This is a genomic window from Actinophytocola sp. (assembly GCF_035942955.1).
Classification (GTDB): Bacteria; Actinomycetota; Actinomycetes; order Mycobacteriales; family Pseudonocardiaceae; genus DASYTH01.
The window spans coordinates 1-22108 of the sequence record NZ_DASZCQ010000279.1 but is presented as its reverse complement, the minus strand read 5'-3'; the positions used below and the strand labels follow the sequence as shown (position 1 = coordinate 22108).

Annotated in this window: 19 protein-coding genes and 1 pseudogene; 10 read left to right on the top strand and 10 right to left on the bottom strand. The window is 72.9% G+C overall.

The features are described from left to right. The first annotated feature begins 149 nt into the window (after positions 1-149). Complete coding sequence (locus VGX25_RS28345) at positions 150-623, top strand: ferritin-like domain-containing protein (RefSeq protein WP_326920980.1); 474 nt, start codon at positions 150-152, stop codon at positions 621-623. Here VGX25_RS28345 and VGX25_RS28340 read toward each other — a convergent pair. After that, positions 620-1333 carry a hypothetical protein gene (locus tag VGX25_RS28340; RefSeq protein ID WP_326920979.1) on the bottom strand — a complete coding sequence of 238 codons (714 nt, stop codon included), beginning with the start codon at positions 1331-1333 and terminating at the stop codon, positions 620-622. The genes VGX25_RS28345 and VGX25_RS28340 overlap by 4 nt on opposite strands. Before the next feature lie 18 nt (positions 1334-1351). Then, the gene (locus tag VGX25_RS28335) at positions 1352-2368 is read right to left on the bottom strand and encodes an aminotransferase class V-fold PLP-dependent enzyme (protein ID WP_326920978.1); all 1017 of its coding nucleotides are present in this window, start codon (positions 2366-2368) and stop codon (positions 1352-1354) included. 23 nt (positions 2369-2391) lie between these two features. Between VGX25_RS28335 and VGX25_RS28330 the strand changes: the two genes are divergently transcribed. Beyond that, the gene (locus VGX25_RS28330) at positions 2392-2814 is read left to right on the top strand and encodes a secondary thiamine-phosphate synthase enzyme YjbQ (RefSeq protein ID WP_326920977.1); all 423 of its coding nucleotides are present in this window, start codon (positions 2392-2394) and stop codon (positions 2812-2814) included. Here the strand turns inward: VGX25_RS28330 and VGX25_RS35825 are convergent. Next, positions 2746-3771: pseudogene (locus VGX25_RS35825) on the bottom strand (ABC transporter permease); the annotation flags it as partial. The gene VGX25_RS28330 and the pseudogene VGX25_RS35825 sit on opposite strands and share 69 nt — an antisense overlap. A 160-nt stretch (positions 3772-3931) precedes the next feature. Between VGX25_RS35825 and VGX25_RS28325 the strand changes: the two are divergent. After that, positions 3932-4618: an HAD family hydrolase gene (locus VGX25_RS28325; protein WP_326920976.1), complete on the top strand. Its 687-nt coding sequence runs from the start codon at positions 3932-3934 to the stop codon at positions 4616-4618. Here the strand turns inward: VGX25_RS28325 and VGX25_RS28320 are convergent. After that, positions 4615-6363: a proline--tRNA ligase gene (locus VGX25_RS28320; protein WP_326920975.1), complete on the bottom strand. Its 1749-nt coding sequence runs from the start codon at positions 6361-6363 to the stop codon at positions 4615-4617. The genes VGX25_RS28325 and VGX25_RS28320 overlap by 4 nt on opposite strands. 123 nt (positions 6364-6486) lie before the next feature. Here VGX25_RS28320 and VGX25_RS28315 point away from each other — a divergent pair, with 123 nt between their 5' ends. Next, the gene (locus tag VGX25_RS28315) at positions 6487-7029 is read left to right on the top strand and encodes a CGNR zinc finger domain-containing protein (RefSeq protein ID WP_326920974.1); all 543 of its coding nucleotides are present in this window, start codon (positions 6487-6489) and stop codon (positions 7027-7029) included. Positions 7030-7310: 281 nt separating this feature from the next. Here VGX25_RS28315 and VGX25_RS28310 read toward each other — a convergent pair whose 3' ends face one another. Both VGX25_RS28310 and mtnA read right to left on the bottom strand, forming a co-directional pair. Next, entirely contained in the window at positions 7311-9224 is a 1914-nt protein-coding gene (locus VGX25_RS28310) for a bifunctional aldolase/short-chain dehydrogenase (protein WP_326920973.1), read from the bottom strand. Next, positions 9221-10201: an S-methyl-5-thioribose-1-phosphate isomerase gene (gene mtnA, locus VGX25_RS28305; RefSeq protein ID WP_326920972.1), complete on the bottom strand. Its 981-nt coding sequence runs from the start codon at positions 10199-10201 to the stop codon at positions 9221-9223. Before mtnA ends, VGX25_RS28310 begins: the two co-directional genes overlap by 4 nt. Positions 10202-10237: 36 nt before the next feature. Here mtnA and VGX25_RS28300 point away from each other — a divergent pair, with 36 nt between their 5' ends. Next, positions 10238-10591, top strand: a complete 354-nt coding sequence (locus tag VGX25_RS28300) for a VOC family protein (RefSeq protein WP_326920971.1) — start codon at positions 10238-10240, stop codon at positions 10589-10591. A gap of 329 nt (positions 10592-10920) precedes the next feature. Continuing rightward, the gene (locus VGX25_RS28295; RefSeq protein WP_326920970.1) at positions 10921-11889 is read left to right on the top strand and encodes a serine protein kinase RIO; all 969 of its coding nucleotides are present in this window, start codon (positions 10921-10923) and stop codon (positions 11887-11889) included. Positions 11890-11892: 3 nt separating this feature from the next. Here VGX25_RS28295 and VGX25_RS28290 read toward each other — a convergent pair whose 3' ends face one another. Beyond that, complete coding sequence (locus VGX25_RS28290; protein ID WP_326920969.1) at positions 11893-12507, bottom strand: copper resistance CopC family protein; 615 nt, start codon at positions 12505-12507, stop codon at positions 11893-11895. A 70-nt stretch (positions 12508-12577) separates the two neighbouring features. Here VGX25_RS28290 and VGX25_RS28285 point away from each other — a divergent pair, with 70 nt between their 5' ends. After that, positions 12578-13261, top strand: a complete 684-nt coding sequence (locus tag VGX25_RS28285) for a TIGR02206 family membrane protein (RefSeq protein WP_326920968.1) — start codon at positions 12578-12580, stop codon at positions 13259-13261. Between the two features lie 71 nt (positions 13262-13332). Continuing rightward, entirely contained in the window at positions 13333-14646 is a 1314-nt protein-coding gene (locus VGX25_RS28280; protein ID WP_326920967.1) for a DEAD/DEAH box helicase, read from the top strand. A gap of 52 nt (positions 14647-14698) precedes the next feature. Here VGX25_RS28280 and cobA read toward each other — a convergent pair whose 3' ends face one another. Continuing rightward, positions 14699-15919: a uroporphyrinogen-III C-methyltransferase gene (gene cobA, locus VGX25_RS28275; RefSeq protein WP_326920966.1), complete on the bottom strand. Its 1221-nt coding sequence runs from the start codon at positions 15917-15919 to the stop codon at positions 14699-14701. An 89-nt stretch (positions 15920-16008) separates the two neighbouring features. Here cobA and VGX25_RS28270 point away from each other — a divergent pair, with 89 nt between their 5' ends. Further along, the gene (locus tag VGX25_RS28270) at positions 16009-16305 is read left to right on the top strand and encodes a hypothetical protein (RefSeq protein WP_326920965.1); all 297 of its coding nucleotides are present in this window, start codon (positions 16009-16011) and stop codon (positions 16303-16305) included. A 4-nt stretch (positions 16306-16309) separates the two neighbouring features. Here VGX25_RS28270 and VGX25_RS28265 read toward each other — a convergent pair whose 3' ends face one another. Further along, complete coding sequence (locus tag VGX25_RS28265) at positions 16310-16831, bottom strand: winged helix-turn-helix domain-containing protein (RefSeq protein ID WP_326920964.1); 522 nt, start codon at positions 16829-16831, stop codon at positions 16310-16312. Between the two features lie 284 nt (positions 16832-17115). On the opposite strand from VGX25_RS28265, the gene VGX25_RS28260 reads away from it, so the two are divergent. Further along, positions 17116-20691 (top strand): carboxypeptidase regulatory-like domain-containing protein, encoded by a 3576-nt coding sequence (locus VGX25_RS28260; RefSeq protein WP_326920963.1) that lies wholly within the window; start codon positions 17116-17118, stop codon positions 20689-20691. Between the two features lie 74 nt (positions 20692-20765). On the opposite strand, the gene VGX25_RS28255 is transcribed toward VGX25_RS28260, so the two are convergent. Beyond that, complete coding sequence (locus VGX25_RS28255; protein ID WP_326920962.1) at positions 20766-22004, bottom strand: bifunctional cobalt-precorrin-7 (C(5))-methyltransferase/cobalt-precorrin-6B (C(15))-methyltransferase; 1239 nt, start codon at positions 22002-22004, stop codon at positions 20766-20768. Between the last annotated feature and the right edge of the window lie 104 nt (positions 22005-22108).

Here is a 22108-nt window from a genome sequence, read left to right as displayed (position 1 = left end):
GATCCGGCCACCGCGCGGACCGCTCTGGTGGAGGCGCTGACCGCGGCCGAGCGGCGGGTGGGCGAGCTGATCACGTCCGTGCCGCGGTACCGGGCGGGGCTGCTGGGCTCGGTCGCGGCGGGGTGCGCCAGCCTGCGTGAGGTGCTCGGGTGACCGGCCAGCCGCCGTCGAGCAGCGCGGCGCCGCTTCCGGGCGACGCGCTGGAGGCGGTGCAGCAGGCGTTGGGCGCCGAGCACGCGGCCGTGTGGGTGTACGGGCTGGTGAGCGCGTTCCTGCCGGCGTCGTTCGGCGCCGCGACACAGGAGGGGATGACCGCGCACCGGGCCCGGCGGGACGCCACCGAGCGGCTGCTGGCCGCGGCCGGGACCACCCCCAGGCCCGCCGAGCCGGCGTACCTTCCGCCACGGCCGGTCACCGACCAGGCCTCGGCGATCGCCGTGCTGATCACCGCGGAGTCCGACGCCACGGTGGCCTGGCGGGCGGTGCTGGAGCGGACCGACGACGGCGAGGTGCGGCGGGCCGCGCTGGAGGCGCTGACGGCGGCGGCGGTGCGGGCGACGCGGTGGCGCAAGGCGGGCGGCCAGGCGCCGGTCGCACCGGCGTTGCCGGGGCAGCCGGCCTAGCTGATCTCGTCGCCGAGCCGGACGGCGTCCTGGCAGATGGCGTCGAGGACCGCCTCGTCGGCCTTCTTGTCGCCCTTCTCGGCGCCGGGGTCGAGCGCGGACTCCACGATGATCACGTTGCGGTCGTGCTGGACGGCGCTGTAGCCGCCGCCGGCGACCGACTTCAGCTGCGGCACCTTGACCCGGCCCTCGAGGATGAGGTCGTTGACGTTGCCGGTGCCCTCGGTGTCGGCCAGCCTGCGCAGCTCGGCCGCGTCGTCGGCGGTGCCCATCCGGACCACCGAGACGTTGGTGTAGACCTTGCGGCCGTCGGTGGTGGTCGTCGTGTACAGCGCCCGGGTCAGCTGCTGGCACGGGGTCTTCTGGAAGAACCCCTTGATGTCCTCGTAGGAGTGCTCGGCGCAGTTGGAGTCCTGGATCGGCGTGGGCACCTCGGCGACCGGGGTGAACTCGAACTGACCCGGCTTCTGCTGGACGGTCGGCTCCTCCTGGGAAGCCGGCGGCGGGCTGTCGTCGTTGATGTACCACCAGACCAGGCCGGAGATCACCGCGACGGCCAGCAGGCCCAGCCCGCGCAGCACCCAGACCAGCACCGGGTTCTGCAGCGGCGGGGGCGGCTCGGTGTGAAAATGGATCGGCTCCCGCCCCTCCGGCGGTCGCCGGAGGATCGGCGCGGTGTCACCCAACTCTGGGCCATGTGGAGCCGACACGTGGGGCACCGTAATCGGTCAAACCGTACGGCTCAATGCATCCAGCACGAGGTCGACGTCCTCGTCGGTGTTGTACAGGTGAAACGCCAGGCGGGCGCGGCCGGCGCGGACGCTGGCCCGGACGCCGGCCCTGGCCAGGCGCTGGGCGGCGTCCGGCAGGTCGAGGGAGATGATCGCGGAGCCGCGCGGGGGCAGGCCGAGGCCGGTGAGGGCGGCGTCGGCGAGGCGGACGCAGTGGTCGTGGACGGCGGCCAGGTCAAGGTCGGCCAGCCACGGGACCGACGCGGCGGCGCCGACCTGGGCGAACCACACGGGCGACAGGTCGAGGCGGCGGGCGTCCGGGGCCAGGCGCAGCGGCAGGCCGTAGACCGACTGCCAGGGGTCGTCGCCGGCGTACCAGTTGGCGGCGATCGGCCGGGTGCGCTCCAGCCGGTCCGGGCGCACGGCCAGCCAGGCGGCGCCGCGCGGGGCGAGCAGCCACTTGTAGCTGCCCCCGACGACCCAGTCGGCCCAGTCCAGCCGCAGCGGGCGCCAGCCGACGGCCTGGGTGGCGTCGAGCAGGACCGGGGTGCCGGCCTCGCGCAGGGCGTCGAGGTCGGCCACGGTGCCGTCCGCGGACTGGACGACGCTGACCACGACCAGGTCGTGCTCCCTGGCCGCCGCGGGCAGTGCGGCGTCGTCGACCTCGGTGACGGTCATGCCGCGGGCGGCGAACGGGAAGGTGGCGCTGGTGAACTCGCGGTTGACCGTCACGACCCGGGTGCTGGTCGGCAGGCTCGCGGCGACCAGGGAGATCAGCTGGGAGACGCTGGCGCCGCCGGCCACCGAGGTGTGCGGGACGCCGACCAGGCGCGCCCAGCCCTCCCTGGCCATGGCCACGTGCTTGTCGTACTCCGGAGGCTCGGTGGATCCGGTGCGCCACAAGGAGATCGCTTGGGCCACGGCGTCGGCGACGAAGGCGGGCGGGATGCCGACGCTGGCCGTGTTGAGGTAGCCGGCGCCGATGTCGAAGCTCTGGCCGAAGGCGGTGCGCATGCCGGCGACGTTACCGTCGAGGCGTGTACAGCGAAGAGATCGAGATCAGGACCGGATCCGACGAGATCGTCCGGGATCTCACCCGGGAATGCGAGCGGTTTCTGTCCGACGCGGGGGGCGGGGACGGGCTGCTGCACGTGTGGGTACCGCACGCCACCGCCGGATTGGCGATCATCGAGACCGGCGCGGGCAGTGACCACGATCTGCTCACCGCCCTTCGCCGGCTCCTTCCCCCGGACGCCGACTGGCGGCACCGGCACGGATCACCCGGGCACGGCCGGGATCACCTGCTGCCGGCGCTGCTACCGCCGTACGCCACCATTCCGGTGCTCGACGGGCACCTGGCGCTGGGCACCTGGCAGTCCGTCTGCCTCGTCGACACCAACCGGGACAACCCGGTCCGCCGGCTGCGGCTGAGCTTCCTTGCGGGTGGCGGTGAGAAATAGCACCACAAGTCCGGCGGCGGCCATGGACGCCAGGACGATCACGCCCGTACGCACGTCCGGAGCATCCGGGGTGCCGAGCAGAAGGCTGCGCAGGCCCTCGGTGGAGAACCGGAACGGCGTCCACGACCACAGCAGCGCGCGGTAGGCCGGGTTGAGCAGCTCCGGCACCTGGCCGGCGACGGCCGGAGCGATCAGGTAGAGCGGGCCGAGCACCGCGGCGGCGCGCAGGCCGAACAGCCGCACCAGCGCGCCCTGGACGGCGGTGAAGGCGAACGCGGTGAGCAGCAGAAAGCCGAGCACGCCGGCGCTGAGCGGCAGGGTGTCGTCCCAGAGCAGGAAGTAGCCGGCGACCACGGCGGTGGCCAGGACGCTGTTGGTGAGCGCGAGGGTGAACCGGGGCAGCAGGCCGGCGTTCAGCCGGAACCGGGCCACCAGCGCGGCGAAGCCCAGCGTGGCGACCAGGCCGGCGATCCAGAGCAGCGCGCTGGCGCCCAGCGGCGCGGTGCGGCCGGCGACCGAGGCGGGGTGCACGGTGACGGTCTCGACGGTGGGGCCGCCCGCGGCCTGGGCGAGCCGGTGCGCCACCTCGGTGAGGATCTGCTGGGCGAACTGGGCGCCCTGCGGGTTGATCGCGCCCGAGACCACGATCCGTGCTGTGGATGGCGCGGCCGTGACGTCGAGGTAGCCGTAGATTTCCTTGCGGTCCAACAAGTTCGCGGCCTCGGCCGGGCCGGTTACCCGCCATGCGACGGCGTCGCCGCCCTGGCCGGCGACGCGCTGGGAGATCTGGGCGCCTGCGGCCTGGTTCGGCACGGCGACGGCGAGCGGCAGCCGGTCCGGGCGGGCGGTGGCCTGGGCGCCGAAGGTGAGCAGGCCGAGCACGGCGGCGACGAGCGCGCCGGCCAGGCCGAGGAGCAAGGCGAGCGCGAGCGGTCGTGGCGGGTGCGACGTGGCCATCGCGGTTCCTTCCAGTTCATCGCCTGTTGAATTTATACCGGGGAAGCTACGCCTCCTCCCCGCCGAAGTCAACTGATGTTGAATAAGTCCGCACTGGCCGGTGAAAGTCGTGGTCAAGTGGCCCTCAACCGGGCGTTCCGGACCGTGTCACGATGGCGCCGTGATCCTCGTGCTCTGGGACATCGACCTCACCCTCGTCGACTACAGCGGGATCGGCCGCGCCTGGTACGGCCAGGCCCTCAGCAACGTGCTCGGCGTCCCCATGCGCGGGGTTCCGGCGTTCCCCGGCCGCACCGAGCGCGCGATCACCACCGAGCTGCTGACCGAGCACGGCGTCACCGCGGACGAGGAAACCGTGCAGAAGATGTTCGCCGAGCTGATCCGGATCGCCGAGGCCGCCCGCCCGGAGCTGACCACGCTCGGCCGCGCGCTGCCCGGCGCCCCCGAGGTGCTCGCCGACCTCGCCGCCCGACCCGGCGTGGTGCAGTCCCTCGTCACCGGCAACCTCCCCGAGGTGGCCGGCCTCAAGCTGGAGCCGTTCGGCCTTGACCGGCACGTCGACCTGGAGGTCGGCGGCTACGGCTCCCTCTCGCTCGACCGCCACGACCTGGTGTCCGACGCCATGACACAGGCCGGCGCCAAGTACGGCACCTCGTTCGCCCCGTGGTCCACGGTGGTCATCGGCGACACCCCCAACGACATCCGGGCCGGCCTGCACCACGGCACGATCACCGTCGGCGTCGCCACCGGCCGGCACACCGAGGAGGAGCTGCGCGCCTCCGGGGCGCACGCGGTGCTGCCCAGCCTGGCCGACACCCGCGCCACGCTGGAAGCAGTGCTCGGTTAGCCGCGTACCAGGCGGGTGAGGTGCGCCACCGCCTCGTCAACGGGGATCTCGGTGCGCTCCCCCGAAGCCCGGTCCTTGACCTCGATGACGCCGTTGGCCAGGCCGCGGCCGACGACGATGATCGTGGGGATGCCGATGAGCTCGGCGTCGGCGAACTTCACGCCCGGCGTGGCCGTGCGGTCGTCCAGCAGCACGGACAGGCCGGCGGCGTCGAGGTCGGCGGCGAGGCGCTCGCCGCCGGCACGGATGGTGTCGTCCTTGCCGGCGATCACGATGTGCAGGTCGGCGGGGGCGACGGCGCGGGGCCAGATGAGGCCGAGCTCGTCGTGGGACTGCTCGGCGATGACGGCGACGAGGCGGGAGACGCCGATGCCGTAGGAGCCCATGGTGATCCGGATGGGGCGCGAGTCGGGGCCGAGGGCGTCAAGGGCGAAGGCGTCGGCGTACTTGCGGCCGAGCTGGAAGATGTGGCCGACCTCGATGCCGCGGGCGGCGACCAGGGTGCCCTTGCCGTCGGGTGACGGGTCGCCGGCGCGGACCTCGGCGGCCTCGATGGTCCCGTCCGGGGTGAAGTCGCGGCCGCAGACGAGGTCGACGACGTGGTGGTCGAGCTTGTCGGCGCCGGTGACCCAGGCGGTGCCGGGCACGACGCGCGGGTCGACGAGGTAGCGGACACCGTTGTCCTGCAGGGCTTTCGGACCGATGTAGCCCTTCACCAGGAAGGGATGGGCGGCGAAGTCGGCCTCGTCGAGGATGGCCACGTCGGCGGGGGCCACCGACGCCTCGAGGCGCTTGAGGTCCACCTCGCGGTCGCCGGGGATGCCGATGGCGAGCAGCTCCCAGTTGTCCGCGCCGGGGGCCCTGGTCTTGAGCATGACGTTCTTCAGCGTGTCCGCGGCGGTGAACGTCCTGTCGAGACCGGCGGCGTTGAGGAAGTCCACCAGGGTCTCGATCGTGGGGGTGTTGGGCGTGTGGTGCACCTGCGCGTCCGGTTTGTCCTCAATGGACTGCTCGGGTGGTGCGGGGGTGACAACGGCCTCGACGTTGGCGGCGTAGCCGGACTCGGTGCTGCGGACGAAGGTGTCCTCGCCGCTCGGGGCCTCGGCAAGGAACTCCTCGGAGGCCGAACCGCCCATCGCGCCGGACATCGCGGACACGATCACGTACTTCAGCCCGAGCCGGTCGAAGATCTTGATGTAGGCGTCGCGGTGCTTCCGGTAGGACTCGACCAGCCCCTCGTCGGACAGGTCGAAGGAGTACGAGTCCTTCATCAGGAACTCGCGGCCGCGCAGGATGCCGGCCCTTGGGCGCGCCTCGTCGCGGTACTTGGTCTGGATCTGGTAGAGGATGACCGGATAGTCCTTGTAGGAGCTGTACTCCCCCTTGACGGTCAGCGCGAACAGCTCCTCGTGGGTGGGGCCGAGCATGTAGTCGGCGCCCTTGCGATCCTTGAGCCGGAACACGTTGTCGCCGTACTCGGTCCACCGGCCGGTGGCCTCGTAGGGCTCGCGGGGCAGCAGCGCGGGGAACTGGATCTCCTGGCCGCCCATGGCGTCCATCTCCTCGCGCACGATTCCCTCGATCTTGCGCAGCACCTTCAGGCCCAGCGGCAGCCAGGAGTACCCGCCCGGGGCGACGCGGCGGACGTAGCCGGCGCGCACCAGCAGCTTGTGGCTGGGCACCTCGGCTTCCGCGGGATCCTCGCGCAGGGTGCGCAGGAACAGCGACGACATCCTGGTGATCACGGCAAGCACTCCTCGCAATGGGTGTGCCGGAAAGGGTAATGAACGATCCAGGGTCGGCTCCAACGGGTTACGCGGTCCGGGCGGTCAGTAACCTGTAAACTTCGAACGGAGGTGACGCAGCACATGGTCGAGGGGTCGCTGCGGCTGGTCCGTGAGTTCGTCAACACGCTCGACGTGGAGGGCGGAACGGAGGCACTGGCCGGCCCGGACGATCTCGGCGACTGGTTGCGGGACAACGATCTGCTGGGCGCGGGCGAGGCGGTGACCGGGGCCGACCTCGGCCGGGCGATCGCGCTGCGCGAGGCCGTCCGGGAGCTGCTCGCGGCCAACCACGACGGCGCGCCCGCGGCCGACGGCGCCCTGGCGACGCTCAACACCGCGGCGCGGCGCGCCCGGCTGCGCCCGGAGTTCACCGCGGCCGGCACGGTCCGGCTGGCGCCGGCCGCCTCCGGGGTGGACCGGGCGGTCGGCGGGCTGCTCGTGGTGATCGCCGAGGCGATGCGGGACGGCCGGTGGCGCCGGCTCAAGGTGTGCCACAACGACGCCTGCCGGTGGGCGTTCTTCGACGCGTCCCGCTCGGGCGCCGGCAAGTGGTGCTCGATGGCGGTCTGCGGCAACCGGAGCAAGGCGGCCGCCTGGCGCACCCGCCACCGCGACCGCCGCTGACCTTGTCACGGCGGTTCGGCATGTGGAACGCTCCGGCGCGGCGAATTGTCGCGCACTGGAGGGATTTCCATGGGGGGTTCGAGCGCTGGTCGTCGCGGTGGCCGCTGCCGCAACGGCCGTGGTCGTGCCGTCGGCGCCGGCGAGCGGCTGGCGGCGCCCAACCCGTTCCTTCGCTGCTCCCCGATGGATCCACTGTCCGGCGGTGGCCCGTCAGGTGATCAACACCGTGCGGGAGCGCCAGGTCGCCGACGTTCGGCCTTTTCCGGGTTCCGGCCGCAGCCCTAGATCACCCGGGTGTTGCCGCCGTCCACGGGAATCTGGGCGCCGGTGGTGTGGGTGAAGGTGTCGGTGCACAGCTCGACCACGGCGCGGGCGACGGCCGGGGAGGTGACCTCGGCGCCGAGCAGGTTGCGGCGCTTGTACTCCTCGACGGTCAGGCGGTAGTGGGCGGCGCGCTCGGCGAGGATCTCGTCGGTCCACAGGCCGGTGTCGAACACGGCGTCCGGGTGCACGATGTTGACCCGGATGCCCTCGGCGGCCCATTCCAGGGCGGCCACCCGAGCCAGCTGGGTCGCGGCCGCCTTGGACGCCGAGTAGGCGGCCGCGCCGGGTCCGGGGGCGGGGACGTTCCTGGACGCGACCAGCACCACCCGGCCGCCCCGCGGAGCGCGCGCGAGCAGCGGGTGGACCCGGGTGAGCAGGGCGGCGACGGCGTCGGCGTTGACGGCCATCGTGCGCCGCCACACGGCCGGGTCCAGCGCGTCGATCCGGCCGGTGGCGGGGAAGACGCCGGCGCAGGGGATGACGACGTCGAGCCCGCCGAACCGCCGCACGCCGGCGTCCAGGGCGTTCGCCACGGCCTCGTCGTCGGTCACATCCGCTTGCAGGCCAAGGTAATCCGGCCGGTCGGCGGGGGTCGGGACGAGGTCAAGACCGATCACGCACGCGCCCCCGGCGAGCAGCTCCTCGGCGCACGCCCGGCCGATGCCCGACGCGGCCCCGGTGACAAGGGCGATCTCCCCGGTCAGCCGGCCGGATCCGCGACTGCGGCGCAGCTTGGCCTGCTCCAGCTCCCAGTACTCCAGGTCGAAGATGTCGCCGGCCGGGAGGGCGCGGTAGCCGCCGAGCGCCTCGGCCCGCTCGATGATCCGGGCGGTGTGGGCGTAGATGTCGCGGGCGATGTCGGCGTCCGCGGCCGTGGGGCCGATCGTGAGCATGCCGAGCGCGGGGTCGAGCACGACGCGCGGCGCCGGGTCCAGCATGGTCAGGTCGCGGCCGGCGGCGTGCGCGGCGAAGTAGCTCCGGTACTCCTCGGCGTAGCCGGCCAGGTCCCGGCCCACCAGCGGCACCCGCTTGGTGCGGATCACGTGGTCCGGGGTGGCCGGCCCGCGCCCCGCCAGCCTTGCCAGGCTCGCCAGACCGGGGTCGCCGGCGAACGGGACGGCGTGCTGGCTCACGATCATCGGCCGACCGGCCAGTGTGGACACCTCGGCCCGGATGGCCGCGAGATCGGCGATCGGCGCTCGCGGCGACTCCGATGTGGACTGTCGACTATGGACTGGCGCGCGGGCGTCGAGGAAGTCCTCTGCGGCGCGGACGAGCTCGATATGCCTGTCGTAGGCCTGCTTCGGGCCGGCGCCGACGGTGAACAGCCCGTGGTTGAGCAGGACCATGCCGACGGTGCCCGCGTGTGCGGTGGCGGCGAACAGCTCGGCGCACCGGCGGGCCAGCCGGAACCCCGGCATCACGTAGGGCACGACCACGACGCGGTCGCCGTAGATCATGCGGACGAGGGCCGCACCGTCGGCGGTGTTGGTGACCGCAAGGACCGCGTCGGCATGGCTGTGCAGCACCGCCGGGTGCGGAAGTGCCGCGTGCAGCAGGGTTTCCACGCTCGGATCCGGGGCGGCGGCGTCCAGCAGGGCGCAGCGCAGCTCGTTCATCATCTGCCGGTCGGTCAGCTCCGGCACGGTGAGCAGTTCCCGCAGCCGACGAAGCCGGAGCGGCGCGAACCCGGCCGGCTCGATCGTCGCCAGATCCCAGCCGCTTCCCTTGACGTACAACACCTCCACCGGGCTTGCGGTCACGTCGGCGACCGTGGTCTTCACCGACGTGTTGCCGCCGCCGTGCAGCACGAGAGCGGGATCGGCGCCGATCAGCCGGGAGGCCTCGACCAGCTCGTCCAGCGCCGTCACGGCCGCTCCCCGCGGGCCGGGCGGATCAGCCGGCGCTCGGTGACGATCGCGGTCACCAGGTCGGCCGGGGTGACGTCGAACGCGAGGTTCAGCGTGGCCGTCCCCGGCGGAGCGACCACGGTCTGTCCGATGTGGACCAGCTCGTCGGGGTCCCGGACCTCGATCTCCACCGCGTCCCCCGCCGGGCTGGCCGGGTCGATCGTCGACTCCGGCGCGGCGACCAGGAACGGCGCCCCGGCCCTGGCCGCGGCCAGCGCCAGCGGGTAGGTGCCGACCTTGTTGATCACGTCACCGTTGGCCGCCACCCGGTCGGCGCCGACCACCACCGCGCCGGCCAGGCCCCGAGCCAGGATCGACGGGCCGGCGGCGTCCACCACGAGGGTGTGCGCGATGCCGAGCCGGGCCAGCTCCCAGGTGGTCAGCCGGGCGCCCTGCAGCAGCGGCCGGGTCTCGTCGACGTAGACGTGGCCGAGCGCGCCACGCTCGCGCAGGACGCGCAGCACGCCGAGCGCCGTGCCCCACTCCACGCAGGCCAGCCCGCCGGCGTTGCAGTGGGTCTGCACGTCGATCGGTCCGGCAGCGTGCTCGAGCAGCCAGTCCGCGCCGCGCCGGGCGAGCGCCCGGTTGTCCCGCACGTCGGCCTCGAGGATCTCCAGCGCCTCGGCCAGCACCGCGTCCGGGCCGTCGCCAAGCCGGGCGAGCGCGCGGTCGACGCCCCAGGCCAGGTTGACCGCGGTCGGCCGGGCGGCCCGCAATGCCTTGATGTCGCGGTCGCGGTCCTCGGGCTCGTCCCGCACGGCCAGCGCCACGCCGAGCGCGCCGGCCACGCCGAGCGCCGGCGCCCCGCGGATGGCCAGCCGCTTGATCGCGTCGACCAGCTCGGCCGTCGTGCCGATCTCCAGCATCCGCACGTCGTGCGGCAGCCCGGTCTGGTCGACCGCGACGATGCGGCCGTCCCGCCAGTCGATCGTGCGCATGGTTCATTGTCGGTGGGCGGGGCTACGGTGCGCGGCATGACCATGCGAATGGGTGGAATCACGATCGACTGTGTCGACCCTGGCAGGCTCGCCGACTTCTGGACCAAGGCGCTGGGCACCACGATCGACCAGAACTACGACGGCGAGTACATCATGCTGGCCAGGCCGGCCGACAAGCCGTACCTCGCGTTCCAGAAGGTGCCCGAGGAGCGCGCCGGGAAGAACCGCGTGCACCTCGACTTCGGCACCGACGACCGGCGGGCCGAGGTCGAGCGGCTGGTCGGGCTGGGCGCCACCGCGGTGGCCGAGCACAGCGTGCCGGGTCTGACCTGGACCGTGCTGCAGGACCCGGCCGGCAACGAGTTCTGCGTGGGCTCGGAGCACGGCTGACGGAGGCGGTTCGGATCCGGTGGTGGGTGGGCGGGGGGCTGGTCGGCGGGGTGTGGGTGGGGCGGGCCGTTGGCGACGCCGGACGGCGGTCCCAGCGTGGCCGGGCGGCGCGGCTGGTCGCTGTAATTCAGTTGCCGGTAGCGCCGCGATCGTGGATTGTGCACGCCAACGGGCCCGGATTGCGTCCGGGCTGGGCGAGACGAGGAGGTGTGCTGTGAACACGACCGCCGTGGACGTGGCACGCGCCCGTCCCGCCCCACGTGAGGTTGCCGCGCGCTGATCGCCGGCGGCCGGTGGGGCATCCCTTTCGTATCAAGGAGAACCCACCAGTGCTCACGCACGATCAGTATGACGCGTACGACGATTTTGACGACGAGCCGCGGCCGGCAAGGGCCCGGCGCAAGCACCGGTTCGACGACGAGAAGCAGCCGGAGCGGTCCGGGCGGTTGACCGAGCACGCCCGGGAGCTGCTGGCGAAGGCCCGCGAGGACGCGCTCACCAGGGACATCGAGCTGCCACCGTGGGCGGACCGGTGGACCACCTGGGGCGACGGGGAGCACGGGCCGCACCCGCGCCCGGACTGGCTGATCACCGAGCTGTCCGCCGTGGACACCGAGCTGGGCGTGCTCAAGACCGGCAAGGAGGCCGACGTCCACCTCGTCGAGCGGAGCATTCCGGACACCGACCGGTCCTGCCTGCTGGCCGCCAAGCGGTACCGCAGCAACGAGCACCGGCTGTTCCACCGGGACGCCGGCTACCTCGAGGGCCGGCGGGTCCGTAAGTCCCGGGAGATGCGGGCCATGACCAACCGCACCGCGTTCGGCCGCAACCTGCTCGCCGAGCAGTGGTCGGTGGCGGAGTTCGCGGCGCTGTCGCGGCTGTGGTCGATCGGCGCCCCGGTGCCGTATCCGGCGCAGCGCAACGGAACCGAGCTGCTGCTCGAGTTCCTCGACGACGGCGAGGGCGGTGCGGCGCCCCGGCTGGCCCAGCTGCGGCCGGACCCCGAGGCGCTGGCCGACCTGTGGGAGCAACTGGTCGCCGCGCTGGAGCTGATGGCCGCGGAGGGCCTCACGCACGGCGACCTGTCGGCGTTCAACCTGCTCGTGCAGGACGGCCACCTGATGCTGATCGACCTGCCGCAGGTCGTGGACGTGGTGGCCAACCCGCAGGGCCGGGAGTTCCTGGCAAGGGACGTGGCCAACATCGCCGGCTGGTTCTCCGCGCGCGGACTGCCCGACGCGGTGACCGATCCGCTCGCGCTGACCGAGCGGCTGCTCGACGCGGCCGGTTTGGGGTGACGGCTACGGCTCGGTGCGCTCCGGCTCGTCGCCGGGTGCCGCCGGGGTGGCGCGCGACCGGCGGGCGATGAGCAGGCCGGCGACCAGCACCACCACCAGCCCGATGAGGACCCACACCCACGGCGGCACGCCGCCGTCGTCGGCCGGGGCGGCGGCGGGCGCCGGCACGGGCGTCGTCGAACCGTCCGTGGTCAGCACCGGCCCCGGCGGGCCGGTCGCCGGCGGCGTCGTCGTTGTCGGACCGGGAGACGCCGGCACGGTCAGGGTGAAGTTGATCGCGCCGCTGATCGGGTCGCCGTCCTCGGCCTGGACCTTCCAGGTGATCGCGTACGGGCCGGCCGGTCCGACCGCCCGCACCACAGGCACGGTCACCGTCGGCCCCTCCACCGCGATCTGGCCGAGCGTCCACTGGGTACCCGGCGAGCCCGCGACCGTGATCTCCATCGGCGACACCGGTTCGCTGAACGTCAGCAGCAGCTGCTTCGGCACCGCGTCAAGGGCGGCGCCCTGCGCCGGGGTGCTGCTCCTCAGCTCGGCATGGGCGAGCGCCGGGGTGGCCGTGGCCAGCACGGCGAGCGCCGCGAGGCAGAGCGCGACGAGCGGACGCCTGAGATCCATGGGCCCGATCCTGCCAGCCCGCGTCCGGCCGACTACGGCGGGTGTCGCGGCACGGTGCCACAGTAAATCCGTGCGCCAGTTCACCGTCTACGGTTCGTCGCACTGGATCGTGCTCGGGATCTTCGTGCTCGGCGCGGTCGCCGTGGTCGCGCTCGGGCGGCGGCGGGAGGCCGCGGCGGCGCGCCGGTTCAGCCGGATCATGGCGGGGCTGGTGCTGGCCCTGCAGCTGGCCATCCAGGCGTACTCGATGTCGGAGTTCGGCGTCGACCACGGCCTGCCGCTGCAGCTGTCCGACCTGGCCGCGTTCGTCACCGCCTATGCGCTGTGGTCGCTCCGGCAGTGGGCCTACGCGCTGACCTACTACTGGGGACTGACGCTGTCCACCCAGGCGCTGGTCTCGCCGGCGCTGCGCGGCGACGACTTCCCGTCGGTCGGCTTCCTCGCGTTCTGGCTGATTCACCTGTTCGTGGTGTGGGCCGCGATCTACCTCACCTGGGGGCTGCGGATGCGGCCCGGCTGGCGGGACTACCGGTTGGCCGTCGCGGCCACCGTGTGCTGGGCCGCCGTGGCCTTCACCGTCAACGCCGCCGCCGGCACGAACTACGGCTTCCTCAACGCCAAACCCACCCAGGCGTCGCTGCTCGACGTGCTCGGCCCGTGGCCGTGGTACCTGCTCCCCGAGCTCGCGCTCGTGCTCACCGTGTGGGCGCTGATGACCTGGCCCTGGGTCCGGGCGCGGGTGCCCGTCCGCTGATCGGGTACGCTGTACCGGTATCTACGACGCGCGCTGGGATCTCCCCGAGACGTGCATCCGGAGAGGAACCCGTGCCACACCCTTCATCCTTCGCCGAGTTCGGCCTGCCCGCCCCCCTGCTGCGCGCCCTGGCCGACGCCGGGATCACCACCCCGTTCCCCATCCAGGCCGCGACCCTGCCCGACGCCCTCGCCGGCCGCGACGTGCTCGGCCGCGCGCAGACCGGCTCGGGCAAGACCCTCGCGTTCGGCCTCGCCCTGCTGTCCGCATTGGACGGTGGGCGGCCGCGCCCGCTGCGGCCCCGCGCGCTGGTCCTGGTGCCGACCAGGGAGCTGGCGCTGCAGGTGACCGAGGCGCTGACGCCGCTTGCGAAGTCGCTCGGCCTGTGGTGCCGGGCCGTCGTGGGCGGCATGCCGTTCCACCGCCAGGTCGACGGCCTGCGTCGCGGCGTCGACCTGCTGATCGCCACGCCCGGCCGGCTGTCCGACCACGTCCGGCAGGGCACCTGCGTGCTGTCCGACGTCCGGCACACCGCCATCGACGAGGCCGACCAGATGGCGGACATGGGCTTCCTGCCCCAGGTCCGGGCCATCCTCGACCTGACCGACCGCACCGGACAGCGCATGCTCTTCTCGGCCACCCTGGACGGTGACGTCGACGCGCTGGTCCGGCGCTACCTGACCGACCCGGTCACCCACTCGGTCGCGCCCGCCACCGCTAGCGTGTCCACAATGGACCATCATGTCCTGCTGGTCTCCCGGGAGGACAAGCCCGCCGTGGTCGCCGAGGTGGCCGCAAGGGACGGCCGCACGATCATGTTCGTGCGCACCCAGCGCCAGGTCGACCGGCTGGCCAAGACCCTGCGCGCGCTCGGGGTCCGGGCCGGGGCGCTGCACGGCGGCAAGACGCAGGGCGCGCGCAACCGCGTCCTCGGCGAGTTCCGCGACGGCGGCATCCCGGTCCTGGTCGCCACCGACGTCGCGGCGCGCGGCATCCACGTCGACGGCGTCAGCCTCGTCGTCCACGTCGACCCGCCCGCCGACTCCAAGGACTACCTGCACCGCGCCGGCCGCACCGCAAGGGCCGGCGAGTCGGGGACCGTGGTCACCATGGTCACCCACGACCAGCAGCGCACCGTGCTCCGGCTGACCGAGCGGGCCGGGGTGCGGCCCACGCGCACCAAGGTCCGCCCCGGTCACGTCGAGCTGGTCCGCATCACCGGCGCCCGCCCACCCACCGGCGAGCCGGTGATCGAGCGCGAGCCACCCGCCCAAACCCGCCGCGCCCTGCGCCCTCGGCCCGGCCGCGACTCCCGGTTCGCCGCCAACCGCGGCCGGGCACGCGCCCCTCGGCGGCCCGCCCGGGCGCAGTCCCGGGTGGCCTGAGCCTCGCCGATCCCGGCAAGGCCCGGGGACGCCGGACACGCCGATGCCCGGGTCAGGACGGGGTGAGGGCGGCCACCGGCCCGATCACGATCACCGCGGGCGGGCGGATTCCGCGCGCCGCGCTGTCCTCGGCCACTTTGTCCAAAGTGGAGCGTAGGGTGCGCTGGTTGCGGGTGGTGGCGTCCTGGATCACCGCGACCGGGGTGTCGGCGGGGCGGCCGCCGGCCAGCAGGGCGTCGGCGAACTGGGCGATGCGCTCCACGCCCATCATGATCACGATGCTGCCGCGCAGCCGGGCGAGGGCGGACCAGTCGGTCAGCGAGGCCTCGTCGGACGGTCCGACGTGGCCGGACACCACGACCACCTCGTGCGCCACGCCGCGGTGGGTGACCGGCACGTCGGCCACGGCGGGCGCGGCGAACGCGCTGGTGATCCCGGGCACAACGGTGACGGGGACGCCGGCGCGCACGCAGGCCTGCACCTCCTCGAAGCCGCGGCCGAAGACGTAGGGGTCGCCGCCCTTGAGCCGCACGACGAAGCGGCCGGCCAGGGCGTGCTCGACGATCGTGGAGTTGATCACGTCCTGGCTGGCGGCGCGGCCGTAGGGGATCTTGGCCGCGTCCACCACGAGCACGGACGGCGGCAGCTCGTCGAGCAGCTCGCGCGGGGCGAGGCGGTCGGCGATCACGACGTCGGCGCGGGCCAGCAGGCGGCGGCCGCGGACGGTGATCAGCTCGGGGTCGCCCGGGCCGCCGCCGACCAGGGCGACGCCGCCGCGCTCGGGGACGGGGGCCTCGGTGTCGCGGTGGTCGGAGACCCGGCCCTCGCGCAGGGCGTCGAGCAGGCCGTCGCGCACCGCGGCCGAGCGGCGGGGCCGGCCGCCGGACAGGACGCCGATCAGCATGCCGTCGTGCGTGCCGGTGGCCGGGGTGACGGCGCTGCCCTCCTGGCCCGCGTCGGCCCGGACGCAGAAGATGCGGGCCCGCTCGGCGTCGGCCGACACCACGGCGTTGACCCCGGGGTCGGAGGTGCAGCACAGCACGTACCAGGCGCCGTCGAGATCACCGTCGGCGTACCGGCGGGGATGCCAGGTCAGCTCGCCGGCGTCGATCATCGACTGCACCGCGGGCGTGACGCTTGGCGAGATCAGCTCGACCGTGGCGCCGGCGGCGACGAGGCGGGGAAGGCGGCGCTGGGCGACGGTGCCGCCGCCGACCACGACGACCCGGCGGCCGGCGAGGTCGAGCCCGACGAGGTAGTGCTGCTCAGCCATGTGGCACAGCATGCCCGCCGGCCAGACCTGCCCGAATGGCTGCCCTCGCGCCGACTGACCGCGGCGGCCCGCGCTGGTTCGATCGCCGCATGAGTGCGATGTTCGAGTTCGCCGGGGGCGCGCTGTCCGTGATCCCCGGCAGCAGCGAGACCGAGATCAGCTTCGAGCTGTTCAACGTGGGCGACGAGGCCGGCCACGCCGAGGTGGGCGTCGAGGTGGACGGCACCTACGTCACCACGTGGACCTCGGCCGAGATCTACCCGAACTACGGCGACACCCCGAAGTTCAGCGTGGGGTACGTGGCGCCGGGTGAGCACGAGGCGCTGGTGTACGTCAACCCGGGCTCCGGGGCGAACGACCACCTCAAGCAGTGGTTCCAGGTCTGAGACCTCACGCCGCGTCCGGCAGGTCGGCGATCACCAGCCGGTAGCCGACGCCGCGCACGGACTCCACCTGGACGCCGGGGGCGGCGGCGCGCAGCTGCCGGCGCAACCGCTTGACCGCGGACACCACCGCCTCGATGTCGCCGAGGTAGGGGCGCTCCCACACGTGCGTGGTCAGCTCGGCGAATGTCCACACGCGACCGGGATCGCGGGTCAGCGCGAACAGCAGGTCGAACTCGCGCGCGGACAGCTGAACCAGGCTGCCGCGCCAGCTCGCCTCGCGCAGGTCGGCGTCCAGCCGCAACTTTCCGAACTCGACGACCCGATGGGTCGGGATCGGCGCCTCCACGGGCGGCGCCAGCACCTCGGGCTGGCTCAGCGCGGCCCGCAGGCTCGCGGTGTCCGGTAGGTACAGCACGGCGATCCGGCCGCCGGTGGCACGGGTGATCGCGGCGATCTCCTCGGCGCTGGTTCCGACGCAGAGCACCAGGGGCGCGTTGAGTGTGTCGAGCACGTTTCGTGCATCCACGTGCCACCTCCCCGCGTCGACCCCGGTAACACGACAATCGAATGAGCGATCGCTTCGTTACGGATCCGGGTCAGATCACGGGCAGTGTCGGGTTGATCACTGGCGCAAAACCCGTGGTAACCGTGAAAAAGACCCCGTCGCGACCGGATACCGCCCGTGTTTAGTCCTTCACCGGATCCACCCTTTGCAGGAACGTCGACGCATACCCGTAGTGAGGACCGGGCACTGCGGGCTGAGCTCACGCGCGGCCGGAGCATGCCGCGCGGGAATGTGAGGGCGACCGAATGTCACGACGACCCCAAACCCGCCGGCGAGGCCGAGCGTTACTCGGCCTCCTCGCCGCGCTGCTCGCCATGCTGGGCGTGCTCGTCGCGCCCGCCGCGGCGGCCCCCGACCCCGACTCCGCCAAGATCGAGCAGTCGGTGACGAACGCCTTGGCCGCCAAGGACAGCGCCGATTTCTGGGTCATGTTCGGCCAATCGGCTGATTTGTCCGGGCCGTCCGCGGTCACCGACTGGGCGGCACGGGGCGCGGCCGTCGTCAACGCGCTGCGCCGGACCGCCGACGCCAGCCAGGCCGAGGTTCGGGCCCAGCTGGACGCGCAGAAGGTGAGCTACCAGTCGTTCTACATCGTCAACGCCATCCGGGTGATCGGTGGATCGTCCGCGCTGGCCCAGTCGCTGGCCAAGCGCGGCGACGTGACCGGCATCCTGGCGCCGCGCACCTACGAGATCCCCAAGCCGATCGCGGGCAAGGAGGAGACGAAGGTCGACGCCGTCGAATGGGGCATCGACGCGATCAACGCCGACGACGTCTGGTCCACGTTCGGCGTGCGCGGCGAGGGAATCGTGGTGGCCAACGTCGACACCGGCGTGCAGTTCGACCACCCGGCCCTTGCCGGCAAGTACCGCGGCAACTCCGGCAACGGCACGTTCGACCACAACTACAGCTGGTTCGACCCGTCCAACGTGTGCGGCAACCCGTCCGTCGTGCCCTGCGACAACAACGGGCACGGCACCCACACCATGGGCACCATGGTCGGCGACGACGGCGCCGGCAACCAGATCGGCGTCGCCCCCGGCGCGCGCTGGATCGCCGCCAAGGGCTGCGAGTCGAGCAACTGCTCGGACAACGCGCTGCTGCGCTCCGGCGAGTGGATGCTCGCGCCGACCGACCTGACCGGCGCGAACCCGCGGCCGGACCTGCGGCCCAACGTCGTCAACAACTCCTGGGGCCTGGCCAACGGCTCGGCGGTCGACCCGTTCTACCGGGCGATCGTGCAGGGCTGGCGGGCGGCCGGCATCTTCCCCTCGTTCTCCAACGGCAACTCCGGCGCCGGCGGCTGTAACACCTCCGGCTCTCCCGGCGACTACGTCGAGTCCTACGCCTCCGGCGCATTCGACATCAACGGCGCGATCGCCGGCTTCTCCAGCCGGGGCCCCGGCGAGAACGGCATGATCAAGCCGAACGTCTCCTCCCCGGGTGTGAACGTGCGCTCCTCCTTGCCGGGCAACGGGTACGGCCCCAACTCCGGCACATCCATGGCGGCCCCGCACACCTCGGGCACGGTGGCGCTCGTCATGTCGGCGGCGCCGTCGCTGATCGGTAACGTCGACCAGGTCGCCACCCTGCTCAACGCCACGGCCACCGACACGTCCGACCTTGCCTGCGGTGGCACGGCCGGGAACAACAACGTATGGGGCGAAGGCAAGCTCAACGCGTTCGCCGCGGTGGACCAGGCGCCGCGCGGCCCGACCGGCACGCTCACCGGCGTGGTCACCGACTCGGCCAGCGGCAACCCGATCAGCGGGGCCACCGTGCAGGTGACCGGCCCGAGCAACCGGAGCCTGACCACCGGCGCCGACGGGCGGTACACGTCGACCCTCCCGGTCGGGGACTACACCGTCACGGCATCGATCTTCGGCTTCGGCTCGGCCTCCGGCTCGGCCACGGTCGCCGAGGGCCAGACCGCCACGCTCGACCTCGCGCTGACCCGGTTGGCCAGCGGCAACGTCAGCGGTGTCGTGCGGAACTCGACCGGGGCCGCGGTGGCCAACGCCAAGGTCGAGATCCTGGGCACCCCGCTGCCGCCGACCACCTCGGCCGCGGACGGCTCGTACTCGTTCGCCAACGTGCCGGTCGGCGAGTACCAGGTGAAGGCGTCCTCGGGCGGCTGCTTCGACCAGCAGACCCAGACGCTCAACGTGACCGGCGACGTCACGCTGGACTTCACCATCCCGCAGCGCACCGACGCGTTCGGCAACACCTGCGTGATCGAGGCCGGCAACTACGTCGAGGCCGACACCCCGGTCGCGCTGACCGGTGACGACGCCTCGACCACCGTCGAGCTGCCGTTCGACCTGTTCTTCTACGGCAGGAACTACCGCACCGCGTTCGTGTCGACCAACGGGAACATCAACTTCCAGGCGGCCAACACGGCGTTCAGCAACACCGCGCTGCCGGCGGCCGCGGCCCCGAACGCGGCGATCTACGCGTTCTGGGACGACCTGGTCCTCGACGGCTCCAGCCAGGTGCTGACCAAGGTGGTCGGGGCGGCCCCGAACCGCGAGTTCGTCATCGAGTGGCGCAACGCCCGGTTCTTCGATGCGGCCACGCAGCGGGTGGACTTCGAGGCGGTGCTGTCGGAGAGCAGCGAGATCTCGCTGCGCTACCGCAACCTCGACCCGACCTTCCCGGCCGAGACCGGCTCCGGGGCCACCGTCGGCGTCGAGAACGAGACGGGCACGGATGCCCTGCAGTACTCGTTCAACACCGCGTCGCTGGACGACTCGCAGTCGATCCGGCTCGTCCCGGCGCCCAGCCCGGTGCTCGCCGGAACCGTGACCGACTTCAACGACGGCCAGCCGCTCGCCGGGGCGACGGTGACGGTGATGAGCGGCGCCGGCCGGATCGGCGGCGCGTCGACCGGCCCGAACGGCGCCTACCGGTTGCGGTTGCCGGCCGGCGAGTACGAGTTCCGGGCCGGCAAGGACCTCTACGCCGGCGTGACGGACACCGTCGAGGCCGTCAAGGACGTGGTGACCACGAGGAACGTGGCGCTGCACACGCCGCGGGCCGCGCTCACCGGCGGGCCGCTGTCCTTCCTGGCGCAGGCCGGGCAGCTGCGGACCGCCACGCTGAACCTGGCCAGCACGAGCGATCTCGACCTGAACTACACGCTGGCCAGCAGCAAGCCCTGGCTGTGGACGGTGCCGGGCTCGGTCACCGTGCCGGCGGGTAGCACGCAGGCCCTGACCGTCCGGGTCGACCCGGTCGGGCTGGCCCCCGGCGTGCACACCGCGACCATCGACCTGACCACGAACGCCGGGCGCTCCCCGACGCTCACCGTCCCGGTCACGCTCGTGGTTCCCGCCTACCGCAAGGGAGTCGACGCCGGCGGCGCCGGCTCGTTCACCGACGCCAACGCCGACGGTTGGGTCGCCGACCAGGCCTGGTCCGCCGGTGGCTTCGGCTACATCGGACCCGGCTTCGTGGAGACCACCGGCCGGGGCATCGCCGGCACCACCGACGACACGCTGTACCAGAGCCAGCGGTCGGGCATGGCCGGCTACCGGTTCGACAACCTGCCGGCCGGGAAGTACCAGGTGGAGCTCGACTTCGCCGAGCTGCGGCCCGGCACCGCCGCCGGTCGCCGGGTGTTCGACGTATCGCTCAACGGCGCGGTGGTCCTGCCCGGCTACGACGTGACCGCCGCGGTCGGCACCCTCACCGCCGACCGCAAGACCTTCACGGTCACCGTCGCACAGGGCGGCACCATCGAGGTCTTCTTCGGCGCACGCCAAGGAAAGCTGCCGCCGATCCTCAACTCGCTCCGGGTGACCCACCGCCCGGACCTGTAAGGAGGAGTAGGCAGTAGCCACGGGGTCGTGAGTCTTTTACGGGCCTATCGCACCGGAAAAGGCTCACGACCCGTTCAGGGCAGGTAGAGGCGCTGCTTGATGCCCCAGATGAGGAACGTCGGGGTGGCCGGGCCGACGGCCGCGCCGCCGCCGGCGAGGCCTTCGAGGGGGGCGGCGGAGAGTTGGCAACCCTCCACCCTGTACCCGTTGTCGGCGAGGGCGTCGCGGGCGGGGCCGAGGCCTTCGAGCTCGTGGACCACCACGACGACGCGGCTGGCGCCGACGCCTGCGCAGACGCGGAGCACGTCGGAGCGGGCGGTGCCGACGAAGATGGCGTCGGGGCGGGGCATGCCGGTCAGCACGCCGGGGAGGTCGCCGTCGACGAGGCGGACGTCGACGCCGTGCACGCTGGCGTTGGCGACGATGCGCACGCACAGGCCCTGGTCGCTCTCCATGGCCATGACCGCGGCGCCGAGCCGGGCGGCCTCGATGCCCAGCGCGCCGGAGCCGGCGAAGACGTCCCAGACCAGGGTGCCGGGCCGCGGGGCGAGCTTGGCCAGGGCAAGGGCGCGCACCTCGGGGCGGATGCTGACACCCTCGCGGTGGGCGAACCGGTCCTCGTCGAGCGCCCAGCCCTCCGCCGGCGGGATGAGGTCGCCGCCGGCCAGCCAGCTGTCCTTTCCCCCGCTGTCGCCGTCGGCAAGGCACAGCACGATGTTGGGCTCCTGCCACTCCCTGCCGGCCGCCTCCGCCGTGTCCACTATGGACAGCTTCTCGGCCGGGCCGCCGTAGTCCTCCAGCACGACGAGGTAGCGGCGCCAGCCCTCCAGCGCGGCGCCGAGCTCGGCCGGCCCGGTGCCCGGCGCGGTCAGCACGGCCACCGCCCGGCGGGCCCGGCAGACGTTCACCGCGGCGTCGAAGTCGGTGCCGCGCGCGTTCACCACGGTCACGTCGTCCCACGGCCGCTGCACCATCGCGGCCACCCGCTGCAGGCACGACACCGCCGGCCAGCTCACCGTCGGCAGGCCGCGGTCGCGCAGCTGCCGCAGCACGCCGAAGAAGCCCGGGTCGCCGTCGGCGAGCACCACGACCGGCTCGGCGGCGGCCACCGAGTCCGCCACGCTGTCCAGCACGGTGGCCGGCAACCTGGGGCCCGGCAGCTCCACCTCGCGCGGGCCGCCGCCCCCGGACACGGCAAGGGTGTCCAGCAACGTCCGGCGGCCGACGAGCAGCCGCGCCGAGGCGATGGTCGGGAGAGCGTGTTCGGGCAGCCTGCGCCCGTCGACACCGATCACGGTCACGGTCGCGGTCATATCTTCATGAGATCACGGCGGGCCGACGTTGGGGAGCGCCCAATGTCGCCACGTTTCCCACCTTGCCCGGCGCGGCGGGACGTCATGGAGCGGACGTCCCGCCG